This window comes from Candidatus Villigracilis sp., from assembly GCF_057083605.1.
In genome coordinates this window covers 1-15906 of the sequence record NZ_JBXMTI010000046.1, presented here as the reverse complement: position 1 = coordinate 15906, position 15906 = coordinate 1, and the positions used below count along the sequence as shown (strand labels likewise).

Below are 15906 nucleotides of genomic sequence, written 5' to 3'. Positions count from 1 at the left end.
GGATGATCGCCAAAAAAAGAAACGATCCCATGCCAGATGGAGCGGCTCCAGTTCCACCTTTGCCCATCAAACCGATCATCACAAATGCCGCACAGGCCAAACCGAGGGAAATATTTCGCCTGGCCTTATATACAGCCCAGAAACTGACCAAAGCTCCCAAAAAAATAAAGATAAATGTAACCAGCCGATGAACGCGAAGGGTATTCCCGAACAAGGCGGCAAACGGCAACACGACCGCGCCATATCCCAAACCATAATTATTCAACCCGAGAGGCTGGTGCTCAAAATCGAAGGGATTCTCCCCCTTCAACAGCAGGCTTGTCATCACCTGGGCCGCCCCCTCTCGAAATTCAATTTGATAAGGCATGGAGATCGTCACTCTGCCAAAATAAATTGACCAAAAGATCGAAGCCGATGCACCAATGATGAGCAGGAGATTCGCCCACCATCCATTTTCAGTCTTCGATTTTATAAACAAAATTATCTTATTTGCGAGCATAGTGCGCCTTGATACGATCAAGAAATATAGTGATCCATACCCCAATCATATCATCTGGAACAACCTGCTTTGATGACCTTTCTCCAAATGTCAGTAATGCTATACTAGCCCCATTCCATACATAAAAAGGATCTCACCATCATGCTCAATGGATTTGACTTTGTGCTGGTCGGTTTCGCAGCGCTTTTGGCGGGCGCGGTCAATGCCCTCGCAGGCGGCGGGACGCTGATCACTTTCCCCATGCTCACCTTTCTGGGTGTACCCGCTGTCGCCGCAAACGTGACCAATACCGTGGCGCTGTGCCCCGGCTATTTCGGCGGGACACTTGCTCAATGGAACGACCTGCGCGGACAAAAAAGCAGGCTGTGGCTGATCGTGCCTGCAAGTATCGTTGGCGGCGTGCTGGGTGGTTTTCTTCTTTTGCAAACGGGAGAGAAATTATTCAAGGACTTGGTCCCCTATTTAATTTTGCTGGCTTCGGGTCTGCTCGCCATTCAAGACCCCGTCCGCGCGTGGTTGACAAAGCGCATGGGCGAAGGTCATGGCTCACGTTTGGAAAACTTGACCTGGTTGCCGGTTGGCCTAGCTTCGATCTATGGAGGATATTTCGGCGCGGGATTAAGCGTGATCGTACTCTCCGCCCTGGGACTAACTTTGGAGGACACGCTTACGCGCCTTAACGCGCTCAAGCAGGCTGTTGCGTTCTCGGTCAACGTGGCCGCTGCGATCTTTTTCATCTTCTCCGGGCAAGTGCTTTGGTCCGCGGCCTTGGTGATGGCTGTTGGCGCATTGATTGGCGGAACATTGGGCGGGAAACTGGCGGGCAAGATCAAACCGTCCACGCTTAGGTGGACGGTGGTGACGATCGGCGTGATCGTCGCGATCATTTATTTTGTGCGTTGAGTCGTTTTTTCAAACTCTGTTGGTCGAGTAGGGCGAATGCTTCTCTCGCCCGTATCGAGACCACCATGGTAGCAGTGTATTTTCTATTCACTAGTGGTTTCGATACGCCCCGCGAAGAACATGCGGGGCTACTCAACCACCGGGTTCCTCACTATTTTGGCAGCACCAGTGGAGTCTCCATGAACGGATGCTCTACAACACTCACTGGCAAACAGTAGGCATTCGAAATGGATTCCGTTGTCAACACTTCGCGCGGGGTGCCAATGGATTGAAGATGTCCGCCGACGAGCAGGGCAACCCGGTCTGCATAGCGGGCGGCGAGGTTGAGATCATGCAGGGCGATCAACACGGCAAGTTTTTCAGTGTGCGCCAACTCGCGAATCAATTCCAAAAGACTGACTTGATACTGCAAGTCCAAATGCGCGGTGGGTTCATCGAGCAACAATATCGGTGTGGACTGGCACAAGGCGCGGGCGAGCAGGACGCGCTGAGCCTCTCCGCCTGATAACTCACCAACACGGCGATCTGACAATGCCAAGGCGTGGACTCGGCTTAGGGCTTGCCTCGCCAATTCCTCGTCGAAAGAAGAGGCGTGACCGAGGAATCCGAGATAGGGTGTGCGTCCCATTAAAACAGTTTCCCAAACTGTGAAGGCGGGCGGCAATGAGATCGCCTGCGGCACAACAGCGAGATAACGCGCGCGCTGCATTGGAGTGAGCGAATGGAAGTCATCGCCATTGGTGCGGACTTGACCCGTGGATGGAGTGACACCGCTCGCGGCGCGAATGATGGTGGACTTGCCTGCGCCGTTGGGGCCAATGAGCGCAAGCACTTCACCATTTTTTACATCGAATGAAACATCATGTAAAACTTGATGTCCATGATAGGAGGCGGAGAGGTTTTGGATTTTTAGCATATTTACTTTCTGGTGTGTCACCCTGAGCGATAGCGAAGGGTCTCGAGGACAATTGTAGAGATGCTTACCCTTCGGGCACGATGTCGCTACGCTCCGCATGACACTAAAATATCAAATACCAATACAATGCGATTTCATCCGTGGATGAATTAAGACCCTTGTATAAATACGTGTCAAAGCCGCGCAGTTTGAAGCCAAAATTTTCATAAAAGCGACAGGCACGGACATTATTATTTTGGGTTTCCAGCATGATGCCAGGGAGAGATTTGGATTTTGCCCAATCCACGGCCTGCTGCATCAGGGCACGCCCAATTCCATGCCCTCTGAAATGGACATCCACAGCAAAATCATCGATCCATGCATAGGCATTCCAGTGTTTGGCGATCCTGATCTCTCCTGCCAACTGACCATCTACATATGCAAAGAAAACGGTTTTGTCCGGGTTGGAGATATAACTCGGATAATCTTTTTCTTGAAAGATATATTCTTTTTGGTATGGCTCGACACGGACAATGGAATATGCGATGACGCCATCTTCTGCGTGCAGTACCAACTTTGAATCAACTGCGATGGTGGCGTCACATTTCTTTGCGTCCTGAAGGGTATCCTTGTCAATTTCGCGGATGTGAACATTCATATTTGCCTCTCAGCTTTTGACCACCATCGGAATACCCGACACCATGAAGAGGACAGAATCCGCCTCGCGCGCAAGCTGTTGATTGGCCCCGCCTATGGCATCACGATATACACGTCCCATCTGATACGGCGGGACGAGTCCCAGGCCGACCTCGTTCGAGACGATGATCCAATGTTTTTCCGACTCGTGAATTGCCGATAACAATTCTTCCATTTCCTTTTGAACCGACTGCATGAACGGTGCTTCATCCACAAGGTCATCTTTTACAAATTGCATCATCAAATTTGAAACAAGCAGGGTAATGCAATCAAGAACAACTACTTCAGATTTTATCTGCTTTACGTGTGACGCAATTTCTAGCGGGACTTCGAGCGTTTGCCAATGTGATGGCCGTTCGCTTCGATGCTTTTGGATTCGCGTGGACATTTCATCATCAAAGGCCTGTGCGGTGGCAAGAAATGTAACCGACTTGCCAGAATCTTCCGCAAGTTTCTGCGCATAAGATGATTTTCCGCTGCGGGCTCCGCCAAGGATAAGGGTGATGGTTGACATAAGTTTTCTTTCAACTTCGGAAGTCTTTACAAATGTGACGTGTCATTGAATAATTTCAAAGCCGCATTATCTTCGTGAAATTGAACAATCGTTAGCGAAGCCTGCAAGACACGGAATTGCCAGTAGCGTTTCAATTCCATGCCGAGAATGATGCAAAGCAGAGCTTGAATGGCTCCGCTGTGCGTGACGACCAGCACGGTTTCTTCTTTGTGATTTGACTTCAACTCATCCAAAGCGGATTGGATGCGGTCCGCCAGTTGAAGCAGGGACTCGCCACTAGGCGGACATAAGTTCACCATGTCCGCGTACCAGACGGTGGCTTCGTCATGCCATTGCGCTTGAATCTCTTCGTGGTTGAGTCCCTCCCATTTACCAAAGGAAAGCTCGCGCCAGCGCGTATCCGTAGTGACGACTAAGCCCTGTGGGTGAGTCGTCCCCTGTAAATTTTGAATGATTTTTGCCGTATCCACTGCGCGCGAGAGGTCGCTGGAATAGATGGCATCAATTTTTTCGGAGGCGAGTCGCTGTGCGAGTTGCTCCGCCTGCCGAAGCCCTGTCTGATTCAAAGGCACGTCGCTCTGGCCTTGATAGCGGCGGATGAGGTTCCAATCTGTTTCGCCGTGGCGGGTGAGAAATAGTTTCATGTTTCAGGTGTCAGGTTTCAGGTGTGAATGGCGGAGAATGCAACCAGTGTCAGCATCTCAACAAGTGTGGTCACGGTGCCGTAAATATCGCCTGTGAGGCCAGGCAATAATCGCATGGCGTAAAACGCGGTGAGAAATCCAACAAGGGCTGCGCCAAGCATAAACCCAAATCCAAGCCAGCCAAACATAAACCACGCCATAATTCCTGCGATCAACGTGGCAAGGATGATTTCTCTCCAACTGACGTTGCGCTTCATTTCATAACCAAGTCCATCTTCGCGGGCGTAGGGGAAGGCGAAAATGACAAGCGGCGATGCCCAACGTCCCAGCGTGGTAGAAAGCATAAGAGCGGGGAACAGATTATCGGTCGAAGAAAGAGCCGCGTACTCCGTCAGCAAAACCAAAATCCCAGCGGCCACGCCGAAGGCTCCCATGCGCGAATCCTTCATGATCTCCAATCGGCGTTCGGGAGTCCAGCCGCCGAAGAGACCGTCGCAAGTGTCCATGAAGCCGTCGAGGTGAAAGGCGCGGGTGAAGATGATCCATGCAAATAATGTTAACGCGGCAGAGACAGTTTGAGGAAAAATCAATCGCGCGAGATAATTCACGCCGAACAAAGAGAAGCCCAGAGCAACACCCACCAGCGGAAACCATCCCACTGCGCGTCCCATCTCCTGTGGAGTGAAAAGGCGTTTGATGAGGGACGGGAAGATGGTGAGGAATTGAAATGCGGCGATGATTGAACTCATAATATTTTATGTCGTTGCGAGGAGCGCACTTTGCGACGAAGCAATCTCCAAATAAAAAGGAGATTGCTTCGGGCGAAAGATCATCGCCCTCGCAACGACATGATCATCCTTTCTCACTAACTCCAGCCTCACCGAAAGTTGCCATCTCACACAGAATGCGCGTCGAAGCCTCGATCAAATGAAATGCCAGCGCCGCACCAGTGCCTTCGCCGAGCCGAAGATTTAAATCAAGCAGTGGATTCAGGCCAAGCCATTCCAACATCAACGCATGGCCGCGTTCCTGCGAAACGTGCGCCGCGATCATATACTCGCGCGAAGCAGGCGCAAGCGACGCCGCGATCATCGCCGCCGCTGTGGAAATGAATCCATCGATCACCACAGGTTTGCGATTCGCTGCCGACGCCAAAATCACACCCGCCAGCCCGCCAATCTCAAAGCCACCCACCTTCGCCAGCACATCAAGCGCATCGTTCGCATTCGGTTTATTGACCTCCAGCGCACGCGCAATCACCGCCATCTTTCGTTTCAGCCCGTCATCGTCCACGCCCGTGCCGCGCCCCCCAATCTGTTCGGGCGACTGATTCATCAACGCGCATGCAATCGCCGCCGACGCCGTGGTATTGCCGATGCCCATATCGCCAGTTGCGAGGATGTCTGCGCCTTTGGCGATTTCGGACTCTGCGACTTCGATTCCGCTTTGGATGGATTCCACCGCCTGGTCACGCCTCATGGCTGGACCTTGAGCCTGGTTCATCGTCCCCGCGCCGACTCTACGCCGAATCAGTTTTCCGCTGTCATCCTCGATCTCTACAGCCACACCCATATCAACGACCACTACATGCGCATCCGCCTGACGCGCCAGCACGTTGATCGCCGCGCCGCCGCGCAAAAAATTCATCACCATTTGCGGCGTGACCTCAGCCGGGTAAGCGCTCACGCCCTCAGCAGTCACACCATGATCCGCCGCCATCACAATGACAGTTTTATGTTCCACCGAAGGAAACGGATTCGCCGTCATCCCTGCTAGTTGAATTGATAATTCTTCCAATCGTCCCAAACTCCCCGCAGGCTTGGTCAACATTTTCTGTCGTTCCCGCGCCGCCTGCATCGCGGATTCGTCAAGCGGGCGAATTCTTTTCACGATCTCTTCAAGTTGCATAAAGTCCTCTTATATGTCGTTGCGAGGGCGGTCTTGTTCTTTGCCCGAAGCAATCCCCAACACAACGAGGAGATTGCTTCGTCGGGACGAACACCCTCCTCGCAATGACGTACTAAAACTCGATCCCAGCCTGGGCTTGAATGCCCTTTTGAAATGGATGTTTGACTTCCATCATTTCCGTCACCAGGTCGGCGTACTCGATCAAATCCGCAGGCGCATTTCGCCCGGTGATGACGAGGTGCATGTCTTCAGGCTTGTTGGTTTTGAGCCATTCGATCACCTGCGCAGTATCCAGCCAGCCAAAATGCAAGGCATAGGTAAATTCGTCCAAAACGATCAAGTCATAATTTCGGCTTGCGATCTTTTCCTTTGCAACCTCCCAGCCATGATGGGCACGCGCAATCGTTTCATCCATATCTTTGGATGTCCATGTGAAGCCATCGCCGGTGGCAAACCAATCAATACCAAGTTTCTTCGCGGCTTTGATCTCACCCCATTGCCCCGTCTCTGCCTTGATGAATTGCACCACGCACACGCGGAACCCTCGTCCCCAGGAGCGCAATACCATGCCAAAGGCGGAGGTGCTTTTGCCTTTGCCATTCCCGGTATTGACGATGACCAATCCGTGTTTTATTTTTTGTTTATTCATTTCCTATTTTCCGAAGCTCCCGCCGCCGTCCCCGGCGGCGAGGACGGCGACGGGAGCGAGATATTTACCACAATCCCTGATTCTTTGACCGCCGCAATACCCACAAAAAGAATGGAGCGCCCGCCAAGGCAGTGACAATACCCACCGGCAATTCCTGCGGAGCCAGCACAATGCGGGACAATATATCCGCGAGCAGTAGGGCGGATGCGCCTCCGAGGATGCTCAACGGAATCAGGCGGCGGTAATCCACACCCCACCAGATGCGCATCACATGCGGAACGATCAACCCGACAAAGCCAATAATGCCCGCGAATGAAACTGCTGCCGCTGTAACGAGTGAAGCTGCCGTAATGATGATGAACTTGGCGCGGCGTACATCCAACCCCATTTGCGTGGCCTGGTCATCGCCGAATTGCAGGAGATTCAAGGCATGTCCACTTAAGACTAGGGTTGTCAGGCCAATTGTCAGGTAGGGAATGAGCGCGAGTGTCGCATCCCAACCTGCGAGGCTTACACCTCCCAACAGCCAGCCAATCGCGCGGCGCACTTCACCGGTTGATCGCAGCACGAGAAACGACGTAAGCGATGTCGCAAACGATGAGACCGCCACACCGGCCAGGATCAGGTTTGTGGTTGGTACGGTTCCGCCCACATGGGCAAAACTGTAAACGAGATAGACGGTCAACAAACTGGTTAGGAAAGCCGCCAGAGGGACCGCTAAAAGTCCAAGCGTTGTGTAAGGCCAGTTGATAGTCATGGCCATGATGGCTCCCAACCCCGCGCCCGAAGCAACGCCAATCAAAAATGGATCCGCGAGCGGGTTTCGGAAGAGCCCCTGATAGGCCGCGCCACTTCCGGCCAATGCTGCCCCAACCAACGCAATCAATACTGTGCGCGGCAGGCGAATATCCCACAGGATGGTGCGAAAGGTCTGATTGACAGTAGTTCCGCTTAGTACACGCCATAATTCTTCAGGAGATATGAAGATAGAGCCAATCGCGAGGCTGAAGACCAAGGCGATTAGCAGAAAGATGAAAGAGAAAAGGTATGGAGGGCGCATAGTGGGAAGTAGACACGTACACAAGTAGACAACTATCCATGTTTACTTGTGTACGTGTTTTCGTATGTACTTTCTTACTGAAACAACTCCGGCCTTAGCAACTTTGCCAATTCCTCGAGTGCATCCACCAGGCGGGGACCGGGACGGCTGACCAGGTCATCATTGAATGGGAATACATTTCCATTTTTTACCGCACTCAGGTTTTCCCAGCCGGGGCGTTGCGCGATTGTTTCAAGTGAGACGCCATATCTTGCATCACCGAGAATGATGAAGGCCGGGTCTGCGGCCACCACTTGTTCGAGGCTTAGTTGAGGGTAGCCGTCAATATCCGCGGCAATGTTGTAGCCCCCGGCGCGTTCGATCAACAAGGTGATGAATGTACCTTTGCCGGCTGTGTAAGGCTTGGCCGGGTCGGTGGCATCCAGTTCGTAAAATACGCTGAAGCGCGAGCTGATCGGTGCGATCTTCTCATCCACTACAGCTACGCGTTCTTTCAGTGATTCGATCAAAGCTGCGGTTTCAGCTTCGTGCCCGGTCAACTGGGCGACGATTTCAAGATTGCCGTACATTTCTTCCAGCGTGAGAGGGTTATTCAAGTAATAAACCGTCAGACCCAGGTCTTCAAGTTGTTTCACCTGCTCTGGCGTGTTGATCTCCGCGGCCAAAATGAGATCGGGCTCCAGTGAAACGATCAATTCTGTGTTCAAGGCATCGAAGGTCGAGCCAATGTCGGTGACATTAGCCGCTTCGGCGGGATAATCTGAAAATTGGTCGCGGCCTACCACCTGTGAGCCTGCTCCGATTGCAAATAGAATCTCCGTGTTCGATGGCGCGAGCGAGATCACGCGTTGCGCGGGACCTTCCAAATTTATTTCGCGGTCAAGTCCGTCTGTGAAGGTGAGAGCTGTGGGCGCATCAGTGGCAGAAATCTCTGTAGCAACAGAAGCCCCCGAAGGGGATGCTACAGGCACTTCGGTCGGGGTTGAAGCGGGAGCGCATCCAGTGATGAAGAGTGCGAACAGTAAAGTCAAAATTAAAGTTTTACGTAACATTTTTCTTCTCCTAATGTAGTATGCAGACCTGACAGGTTTCCGAGAATACTAATTATTTCGACCACTCCGATTTGCAAAGGAGTCTTGCATGCGAACTCCATTTGAAAACCTGTCAGGTCTTAATGGTCTAAATCAAAATCCCCAGCAAAGGCTGGGGAGGTTGGAGAGGCAATCCGAGTAGGCTACCGTCATCCACCTCCTTTCCGCGAGAGTGTGGTGAACCGACCAGTAGCGGGCGACCTGACTTGGTTAGTTTAGTAGCTTAGGTAGTTCGGAGGTTTGATAGTTGAACTACCAAACCACGTAACTATATAACTATTCAACAACCTCACAGTTGCGGGACAGCGTCAGAATTTCACTGACTTCGCCGATTGCTGATCGTTTATTTATTTCATTTTACCACCAATATTTTTCATCAGCTTGCGAAGCTTGAAGGCGTGGAATGGATACAAAAAATACCAATATAGAAACCCCATGGGGCCACGCGGGGCAAAGTATACAGTCTGGGTTAATTTGGAATTGTCGCTCACGCGCCATTGAATCCATTCTTCGCCAAAGTTCAATTTTGAATACGAAAGCAAACGATCATCCACTTCGACATGTAATGCTTTTATTTTCTCAACAATTTTTTCAGGCGGAGCACTGATTTTCAATTCGCGATGGTCAATGAAGAAACCCTCATGTTTAAGGATTTTTACAGCGCTTCGACCATCCTCCCAAATACGTTCGATCTTTAGCGGATGCAGGTGCTTCATCGCCTCGCGGACAGCTGATTCAAAATCAATGAGCTTTACCTCAAGGAAGGTCTTTCGTACCTCATCGTGCAGGACGATGCTATCATGCGATAGACCTGCCACCAGCGCATATGCAATCGGATATGGTACCGGCGTCATCAACCCGGTGCCAAATGCCATGAACCACACCGGGATATATGGGAGTAGAAAAAAACTGCGCTTGTGTCCGCAGATGCGGGCGTAATTCAACATGAGTTGCTGATACGTAAATATGTCCGGGCCGCCGATCTCGAAGACATTGCCTTGCCCATCAGGGTTTTCAAGCGCAGCCAAAAGATAATCAACGACGTTTTGCGTTGCAATCGGCTGGGACTTGCTCTTCAACCATGCAGGGCCTGGAATCACGGGAAACAACTCCGTCATAAAGCGGATCATTTCAAAGGAGATGCTCCCGGAGCCAATGATGACTCCCGCACGAAATTCGGTGACGGGGACTTTACCCTGCCTGAGCATCATTCCCGTTTCGATGCGTGAGCGCATATGCGGGGCAATATGTTGCTCAGGGTCTGCCAGTCCACCGAGGTAAATAATGTGCCCCACACCAGCATTTTCAGCGGCCTGGGCAAAATTGCGCGCGCCTTCAATTTCACGCAAGGTATATCCATGCCCTGATAACATGTTATGGATCAGGTAATAGGCCGTGTGGACTCCATCCAGGGCGGAGATAAGTGTGGATGGTTCCATCACATCGCCTTGCACCATTTCAACTTGTGAAAACCATTTCCTCGCTTTGAGCCTCTCCGGGTGACGTGCCAACGCACGGACACGATATCCGCGCTCGAGGAGTCGTGGGATGAGTCTGCTGGCGATATAGCCTGTCGCGCCGGTGACGAGGATGAGGGGAGATGGCATAGTTTATTTTCCGTCATTGCGAGGAGCGCTCTTGCCCTTCGCGACGACACTTGCGCCGCGCGCCAGTGCGGTGAGCAATCTCATACAGAGTTAGAGATTGCTTCGGGCGAAGAACACGCCCTCGCAATGACGAGATTATCTTTCCACTTTAAACGGTGTCACATCGGGGTCAACGACTTCGTCAAATTCACGGGCAGCGAGGTGGCCTGAGAACACGGCTTGGGCAATGATATTTGGTGCTTCGGCGTCACCGATCAGGCGCAGGGATTTGAGTCGGCCATCAGCGAGGGCAGGCTTGAGTTTGTGATACAAGCTATCGTTGGGGATTCGATCTGTTACGAGGACAATGGCATTGCAGGGGAGAGTCGATTCGGTGGAGGTGATGGTATGGGTAACAGTGGCAGTTGTCGGCGAGTGAGAAGCAAGAACGTGGTGTGGGAGCAGAGTCACCTTTAGATCAAGTAAGCGCTTGTAGATGCACTCCTGTTCAAGGGTGTATTCAGTCCAATAAGAAATGGTGGGAGCGGGTGTCATCAAAGTAACTTCGCAGCCATTTGTGGCAAGCAGTTCGGCAAGGACCCCACCCATGTAGTAATGATCGTCATCGTAAATAAGAACCCTCTGGACTCCAACAGCAAGCTGTTGGAGCATGAGCAGCAAGCTGCCCAACTCCAGATTTAATTCCAGAAAGTCATCAGGCGTGAAAATTTTCCCATTGCCCTGAATAGGGCGCGAGATATTTCGCCCAACTCCATCGCGCCGCCAGGTTGCGCCAGTGGCAAGGATAACGTGCGGTGCGCCCGCCTCAAGCACATCTTTGGCGGTCATGGGGCTGGATGGATAGAAATAAATATTTTCGATCTTATTGATCTGCGTGAGACGCCAGTCGATCACGCGCCGCCACTCGTTGAGGTTGGGAAGTTTTGATTCAAGCGCCACACGCCCACCTGCTTCGCGCTTCGCATCGGTGAGGATGACGTGATATCCGCGTTGCCCCAATGCGCGCGCAGCTTCAAGCCCCGCAGGCCCCGCGCCGACGATGAGAATTTCATCCTCCGATTTTTTGGGCGCAATGATCTCAGGATGCCAGCCGCGGCGAAATTCCTCACCCATGGTTGGGTTTTGTGTACAGCGGATGGGAACAAAGCGAGTATCGCCCGTGACACAAATATTACAGCCAATGCACTCGCGGATATCTTCATATCTTCCTTCTTTTATTTTGTTTGGCAGGAACGGGTCCGCAATAGATGGCCGCGCCGCGCCGATTAAATCCATGATGCCGCGCTCGATGGCAGAGACCATTGAATCGGGAGAGGTATATCGGCCAACACCGACAACAGGTTTGGTGGTGATTTTTTTGACAAAGGAAATATACTTTTCCTGATGTCCCTCTTTGCCAAAGCGCGAGGTAATGGAGTCATTTTTCCAGGCGCTGATGTTCACATCCCACAGGTCGGGGAGTTCCGCGAGCATGGAGACGATATCTCGTGCTTCGCCATCGTGCTGCATACCATCCGCGCCGAGCAGCTCATCCACCGCGAATCTCACTGCCACTGCACAGGTATCGCCGACGGCATCTTTTGTATCTTCGATCAGTTCGCGCAGGAAGCGCACGCGGTTTTCAAGCGAACCACCATATTCATCGGCACGGTCATTGTCTTTGGACAAAAGATGAAAGGCGAGAGTCATGTTATGCGCAGCGTAGCAGTAGATGATATCGAAGCCCGCCCTCTTCGCACGGATGGCAGCGTTGCGATGCCACTTGCGGACTTGTTTGAGATCATCCTTCGATGCTGCTCGCGTTTGACCAGGTTCATATCCACTTCCGCCTGTAATTCCCATGGAATGAGGCCCAAATGCGGATGCGCGTGAATATAAATTGGAAGCATCATGGCTGTTGTACGTGAGTTCAATGCCAGCCAGCGCGCCGTGCTTGTGAACAGCCTCGGTCATCAATTGCCATGTGGGAATATCATCATCGCTCCAGATGCGACCCTCAAAAAACGGGGAGAGATCGCTAGTGTGATGGATCTCTGTTTCTTCGGTGCAGACCACACCCCAGCCTCCCTCCGCTTTCATGCCGCGCATGGCAGCCATACTTTTTGGCATACGGTGTCCAAAGCCGTTGCAGTGCGGCACTTGATAAAAACGATTCGGCGCAGTGACGGGCCCGATCTTAATGGGTTGAAAGAGAATGTCGTAACGGGAGGGCATGTTGGTTTCCTTAAGAGACCCTAAAGGTTTCTAAAACCTTTAGGGTCTAAATTTATTACGAGCAGCTTGTCAGCCGTGGAAAAAGGCGGGAGGAAAAATCATCCAAAATGTTTTCTGCACCCACAGGGAAAGTCATCATCAGCACGATCACACGCGTATCGGTGTCATTCTCCGCCCAATAATTGATCTGATAGTCAGAGCCTTGATCTGATGCATCAAATTGATAAAGCCTTATACCATCGTTCGTTTTGCATTCCGCAACCAGGTCATAACTTTCATAATTCTCAAAGATAATATCCCAATTTTCATCACTGAAGTATTCATTCAGATCGGGTTCTTCATAACTACATGGGAAGATCAATGCTTCAAGATAGATCACCGCGCCCACGGTATTATTGAGCCAGGTCACCGAAACACGGTTTTCGGCAACTGTATAACTCCGTTCCCATTCGGGCGTGTCAAGCAGTCTATCTGTATATGCAAGTGCGCGGTCTATATCATCTTGAACAGGTTCGGATGAAATACATACGGGTGTGAAAATCAACAAAGGTCCTTCGGTGGGGATGACTCGCGGAGTGGATGTGGGCAGGATTGCGCTAGGCATTCCGCATGACAACAGGAACAATACAATTGCCAGCCATAACATGGGTTTTGTTTTCATTCTATATTCCATCCATGATGAATTTTTTGTAGTATAGCACGCGGATATAAAAATGCCCGACCCATGAGATCGGACATTCGCTTCCTGCTCCGCCCGCACCTGTCAGCCATTAATCAGTTTGACATGACGCTGCGGCATTTTCCTGCTTAATTCTTATATCCCAGAAACATCTTCACATTAATTTCAGAACGAAAAACGATGTGTTCGTTATTGGCCTTTGCTTCTGCGAGTGCCTGGTTGATTCTTTCCAAGCCAGCCTGATAGGTCTCTTCGCTCAACAATGCAAGCTGTGATGTGGCATTATGTTTAATGAACGGGTCTTTCAGCACCGCATCACCCACATGAATATTCTGGATGCGTTCCACGGTTTGGGATGAGACATCCTTAAAGCCATCCTGCTCCATCCATTTCAGCACGGATTCACCAGAAGGATACCGGCGCAGGTCGGTATCGTAGACGGTGTCAAAGTAATTGTAGACGTACCAGTTGGAAGCATCCGCAGAGTGCGGGTCATGCCCGATGATGGCGAGCGCGCCGTTCGGTTTCAGCAAACGGGATGCTTCCCGGATGAATGCGCGGTGGTCGCCAAAGTGGTGAATCGCGTCCACGCAGTAGAGCAGGTCAAAGGTCCCGCTTTGAAACGGAAGTTGAGTCCCCATGCCGCGCGCCAGGTTAAGAGTCGCGGGCTGGAGTCTCGCCTGCTGGATCATGCCCATCGAATAATCAAGCCCGTATAAATTTTTGGTCACCTGGGCAAGCAGGTTGAGCCAGTAGCCCGTGCCGCTGCCCACCTCCAAAATAGTTTGGGCTTTCACATGCCTGGCGAGGTCGAGCAGCGCCCCTCCGCGTTCCCATTTTTGAGCGGCAGGATAGCGCTGGTTGTATTGCTGCGCGATTTGATCGTAGTTGAGATAGTGTGTATTCATTTGGTATTGATGATGTAAATCCCCCATGAATTACCTTACAACTTATAAAGGCAGGCGCATTTCACTCATCCGAATTGACGATCTCCTTCACGCGTCCCACCTGTCCATCCATCAAGCGGACTTTGATGCCGTGCGGATGGTTGGGCGACTTGGTGAGAATATCCTTGACGACGCCTTTGGTGAGCTTGCCCGTGCGTTGATCCTGCTTGAGGACGATCAGCACGGTCATGCCGGGTTTGATGTTGGAACGGGTTTGTCCATTCATGATTTTTTATGCTCATTTAGAAAGACCGTGAAATCCAGGTCGCCAGGAGATTGACCATAACTGGTGAGCAATGCGGCTGCTTCGGAGCGGTGCTGTGTGCCGTGATTGACCAGATGGTAATGACAATGCCAGAAGATTCTATCCCGCTGAATGCCTTGAGTGGTTGTGTATTTCAGGTGACCGTCCATATCTTCGTCATTCAGGCCATTCAGATAAGCCCGCATCAATTTCTCTTCCTCTTGAAATTTCTTCTCAAGGGATTCAAAAGTCGGGAAATCCTCCGCTCTTAAATCTTGATCTTCAGTGACCAGATTGGTTTCAAACAAAACCCGCCATATTCTTTCGCCATCCACAAGATGTACCAGCGTGCCACGCAATCCTCCGTATGGAAAATCGCCAGGCGCGAGGAATTGATCTTCGGTTACCTTACGGCTCGCCGCAAGGATCTTCCCATTGGCCCAGTAGTTGTATTCGTAAATAAATTGAATGTCTTTGATGTACATTGTTGATTCCTTTATTATGGATTAGCTTTATGAAATAAAAAACTTTTAAGTATTTGATATAGATCATATAGGCTCATATGGAAAATCCCCTTTTTTACTTTAACAGAGGACCCAAGTAATGCAACATGGAGGTCATCTATGGTCTCATAGTGTTCAATTATTTCTAGTAACGACCAAGCTGTTCTTCTTACTAGAACTCCAAAATTTGAGAAATCTTCTTCCGAAATCTCTCGTTCATCCCCATGGACGATCTCTGAACGAATTTTATAGTATTGAGCTATCGAATTTTGTATTCTATTTCTTTCTTTTTCATCTTTTGCTATTAATATTCCACATCTTTTTGCCAAAGTTTTCTTTATTCCTCGTGAGTTTTTAATTTCCCCACCAATTAATGCTTCAAGGGCAAAAGAAAGCTTCACAAAACGAGACACGGTCGTACCCGGTTTTGTTGCTTCACCTAACCAGCGTAAACCAAGAAAAAACTTCCTTTTTAGGTCAGTCAATGGACTGAAATAATTATCTTCAATTAATTTGTTGAATTTCTCTAAGCTTTTCTCGTCTACTTGACTGAAAAAGTCTCTCTCTAGCTCGTATGAAAAAACTCCCGGACCTAATAATCTCGAGAATTGGACCTGATATTCCAGCTTGTAATTTTCTCTTGGTTTTCCAATTCTGAACGGCAAAACAAGTAGTGAAGGAAATTCATTTAATAAACCAAATTGATGTTCATTTTTCGTTGTTATAGGAAAGCTTATCGCTCTTAAGAAAATAAGCATATCATTGATTATTTCTCGACTGTTGCTCTGACAGTTTTCCAAATCTCCTTCGAGATTAATCCGTGCATAAGCTCGCACACTTTCATCATTTCCTC

General features: G+C 50.5%; 18 protein-coding genes and 1 riboswitch. Of the genes, 1 reads left to right on the top strand and 17 read right to left on the bottom strand.

Annotated elements, in window-relative coordinates:
- Positions 1 to 478 (bottom strand): hypothetical protein (locus tag AC14M5_RS07550; RefSeq protein WP_484029036.1); only part of this gene is annotated, 478 nt, incomplete at its 3' end.
- Positions 479 to 640: 162 nt separating this feature from the next.
- Here AC14M5_RS07550 and AC14M5_RS07545 point away from each other — a divergent pair.
- Positions 641 to 1402, top strand: a complete 762-nt coding sequence (locus AC14M5_RS07545; RefSeq protein ID WP_484029035.1) for a sulfite exporter TauE/SafE family protein — start codon at positions 641 to 643, stop codon at positions 1400 to 1402.
- A 151-nt stretch (positions 1403 to 1553) separates the two neighbouring features.
- Here the strand turns inward: AC14M5_RS07545 and AC14M5_RS07540 are convergent, their stop codons facing one another.
- The 16 genes from AC14M5_RS07540 to AC14M5_RS07465 all read right to left on the bottom strand — a co-directional run.
- The gene (locus tag AC14M5_RS07540) at positions 1554 to 2318 is read right to left on the bottom strand and encodes an ABC transporter ATP-binding protein (protein ID WP_484029034.1); all 765 of its coding nucleotides are present in this window, start codon (positions 2316 to 2318) and stop codon (positions 1554 to 1556) included.
- Between the two features lie 103 nt (positions 2319 to 2421).
- The gene (locus tag AC14M5_RS07535; RefSeq protein WP_484029033.1) at positions 2422 to 2955 is read right to left on the bottom strand and encodes a GNAT family N-acetyltransferase; all 534 of its coding nucleotides are present in this window, start codon (positions 2953 to 2955) and stop codon (positions 2422 to 2424) included.
- Positions 2956 to 2964: 9 nt separating this feature from the next.
- Entirely contained in the window at positions 2965 to 3507 is a 543-nt protein-coding gene (gene cobU / locus AC14M5_RS07530; RefSeq protein WP_484029032.1) for a bifunctional adenosylcobinamide kinase/adenosylcobinamide-phosphate guanylyltransferase, read from the bottom strand.
- A gap of 26 nt (positions 3508 to 3533) precedes the next feature.
- Positions 3534 to 4151: an alpha-ribazole phosphatase gene (cobC, locus tag AC14M5_RS07525; RefSeq protein ID WP_484029031.1), complete on the bottom strand. Its 618-nt coding sequence runs from the start codon at positions 4149 to 4151 to the stop codon at positions 3534 to 3536.
- 17 nt (positions 4152 to 4168) lie between these two features.
- On the bottom strand, positions 4169 to 4900 hold the full coding sequence (gene cobS / locus AC14M5_RS07520) for an adenosylcobinamide-GDP ribazoletransferase (protein ID WP_484029030.1): 732 nt from the start codon (positions 4898 to 4900) through the stop codon (positions 4169 to 4171).
- A gap of 103 nt (positions 4901 to 5003) precedes the next feature.
- Entirely contained in the window at positions 5004 to 6059 is a 1056-nt protein-coding gene (gene cobT / locus AC14M5_RS07515; protein ID WP_484029029.1) for a nicotinate-nucleotide--dimethylbenzimidazole phosphoribosyltransferase, read from the bottom strand.
- Positions 6060 to 6171: 112 nt separating this feature from the next.
- The gene (gene cobO, locus AC14M5_RS07510) at positions 6172 to 6708 is read right to left on the bottom strand and encodes a cob(I)yrinic acid a,c-diamide adenosyltransferase (RefSeq protein WP_484029028.1); all 537 of its coding nucleotides are present in this window, start codon (positions 6706 to 6708) and stop codon (positions 6172 to 6174) included.
- 64 nt (positions 6709 to 6772) lie between these two features.
- Positions 6773 to 7768 (bottom strand): FecCD family ABC transporter permease, encoded by a 996-nt coding sequence (locus AC14M5_RS07505; protein ID WP_484029027.1) that lies wholly within the window; start codon positions 7766 to 7768, stop codon positions 6773 to 6775.
- Between the two features lie 74 nt (positions 7769 to 7842).
- Entirely contained in the window at positions 7843 to 8820 is a 978-nt protein-coding gene (locus AC14M5_RS07500) for an ABC transporter substrate-binding protein (RefSeq protein ID WP_484029026.1), read from the bottom strand.
- Between the two features lie 213 nt (positions 8821 to 9033).
- A riboswitch (cobalamin riboswitch) is annotated at positions 9034 to 9239 on the bottom strand.
- Positions 9207 to 10466 (bottom strand): DUF2867 domain-containing protein, encoded by a 1260-nt coding sequence (locus AC14M5_RS07495; protein ID WP_484029025.1) that lies wholly within the window; start codon positions 10464 to 10466, stop codon positions 9207 to 9209. It overlaps the preceding riboswitch by 33 nt.
- A gap of 135 nt (positions 10467 to 10601) precedes the next feature.
- Positions 10602 to 12680, bottom strand: a complete 2079-nt coding sequence (locus AC14M5_RS07490; RefSeq protein ID WP_484029024.1) for an oxidoreductase — start codon at positions 12678 to 12680, stop codon at positions 10602 to 10604.
- A 55-nt stretch (positions 12681 to 12735) separates the two neighbouring features.
- Positions 12736 to 13341: a hypothetical protein gene (locus tag AC14M5_RS07485; RefSeq protein WP_484029023.1), complete on the bottom strand. Its 606-nt coding sequence runs from the start codon at positions 13339 to 13341 to the stop codon at positions 12736 to 12738.
- A gap of 146 nt (positions 13342 to 13487) precedes the next feature.
- On the bottom strand, positions 13488 to 14267 hold the full coding sequence (locus AC14M5_RS07480) for a class I SAM-dependent methyltransferase (protein ID WP_484029022.1): 780 nt from the start codon (positions 14265 to 14267) through the stop codon (positions 13488 to 13490).
- A gap of 61 nt (positions 14268 to 14328) precedes the next feature.
- On the bottom strand, positions 14329 to 14532 hold the full coding sequence (locus tag AC14M5_RS07475; RefSeq protein WP_484029021.1) for a YwbE family protein: 204 nt from the start codon (positions 14530 to 14532) through the stop codon (positions 14329 to 14331).
- Complete coding sequence (locus tag AC14M5_RS07470) at positions 14529 to 15035, bottom strand: DinB family protein (protein ID WP_484029020.1); 507 nt, start codon at positions 15033 to 15035, stop codon at positions 14529 to 14531. Before AC14M5_RS07470 ends, AC14M5_RS07475 begins: the two co-directional genes overlap by 4 nt.
- Before the next feature lie 14 nt (positions 15036 to 15049).
- The coding region (locus AC14M5_RS07465) for a hypothetical protein (protein ID WP_484029019.1) at positions 15050 to 15906 on the bottom strand (857 nt) is incomplete at its 5' end.